The sequence below is a fragment of the Hydrogenophaga sp. GW456-12-10-14-TSB4 genome (assembly GCF_059424305.1).
On the sequence record NZ_JBWKZH010000151.1, the window covers coordinates 1 to 1,273 of the forward strand.

The window sequence follows — 1,273 nt, forward strand, 5'->3', positions numbered from 1 at the left end:
GCGTAGAGGCAGCGCCCGGCGCGCCAGTAATCGCGCGTGGCGCCCTCGGGCTCGTAGATCGGGCCGGGCGAGGCGTACACGCGGCTCATGGCCGGGCCGCGGCGCAGGGCGGAGAAGCCGCCGAAGGGGTCGCTGGCGCGCTGTGCCTTCTGGCGCTCAAGCAGCTCGGTCTTGCGCGTGACGGGCAACCGCGCCAGGGCCGCGCGGCTGTTCACCGCCGGGGCGTCCACGCCGCGCAGGATCTCGGCGAAGGCGGTGCTGTGCCGCTGGGCGTGCGCCACCTGGGTGGCCAGCTCGCTCATCTGCTCGCGCTCGCGCTGGTCGGGCGAGCGGGTTTCCAGGGCGTCGAAGAAGTCGTTCATGGAGAAGCGCCAGTGAAGGAGGGTGTCGGGTCAGGGTCCGTGAACGCTCAGGCCAGCCAGCGCTTGCGGCGCTTGTAGCTCTTCACATCTTTGAAGGACTTGCGCTCGCCCCCGCCCATGCCCAGGTAGAACTCCTTGACGTCCTCGTTGTTGCGCAGCTCGCTGGCCACGCCGTCCATCACGATGCGCCCGCTCTCCATGATGTAGCCGTAGTCGGCGTACTTCAGCGCCATGTTGGTGTTCTGCTCGGCCAGCAGGAAGGTGACCTTCTCCTTCTGGTTGAGGTCCTTGACGATCTCGAACACCTCTTCGACGATCTGCGGGGCCAGGCCCATGGAGGGCTCGTCGAGCAGCATCACGCTGGGGTTGGTCATGAGGGCGCGGCCGATGGCGCACATCTGCTGCTCGCCGCCCGAGGTGTAGGCAGCCTGGCTGGTGCGCCGGGTCTTCAGGCGCGGGAAGTAGTTGTAGACCTTCTCCAGGTTGGCCGCGATCTCGGCCTTGCTCTTGCGGGTGTAGGAGCCGGTCATGAGGTTCTCTTCGATGGTGAGGTGGGCGAAGCAGTGGCGCCCTTCCATCACCTGCACGACGCCGCGCTGCACGAGGTCGGCGGGCGAGAGGTTCTCGATGCGCTCGCCGCGCAGCTCGATGCTGCCTTTGGTGACTTCGCCGCGCTCGCCCTTGAGCAGGTTGGAGACGGCGCGCAGCGTGGTGGTCTTGCCCGCGCCGTTGCCGCCCAGGATGGCGGCGATCTGGCCTTCGGGCACCTGCAGCGAGACGCCCTTGAGCACCAGGATCACGTGGTTGTAGATGACCTCGATGCCGTTGACGTTGAGGACGGTGTTGGGTGTGCTCATGAGGATTCCGATTCCTTGGGGACCATTCGCAAGGCACGGCTCGCCGGCCTTGCG

1 protein-coding gene and 1 pseudogene are annotated in these 1,273 nt (G+C 67.2%); both read right to left on the reverse strand.

Annotated elements, in window-relative coordinates:
- Positions 1-362 (reverse strand): annotated as a pseudogene (locus AC07ZS_RS29815) (phenylacetate--CoA ligase family protein); the annotation flags it as partial.
- A 47-nt stretch (positions 363-409) separates the two neighbouring features.
- Positions 410-1,219, reverse strand: a complete 810-nt coding sequence (locus AC07ZS_RS29820; RefSeq protein ID WP_494802038.1) for an ABC transporter ATP-binding protein — start codon at positions 1,217-1,219, stop codon at positions 410-412.
- Between the last annotated feature and the right edge of the window lie 54 nt (positions 1,220-1,273).

Excerpts from the sequence above, each read along its gene's own strand:
- AC07ZS_RS29820 (WP_494802038.1), bottom strand. The coding sequence starts at position 1,219 with ATGAGCACACCCAACACCGTCCTCAACGTCAACGGCATCGAGGTCATC.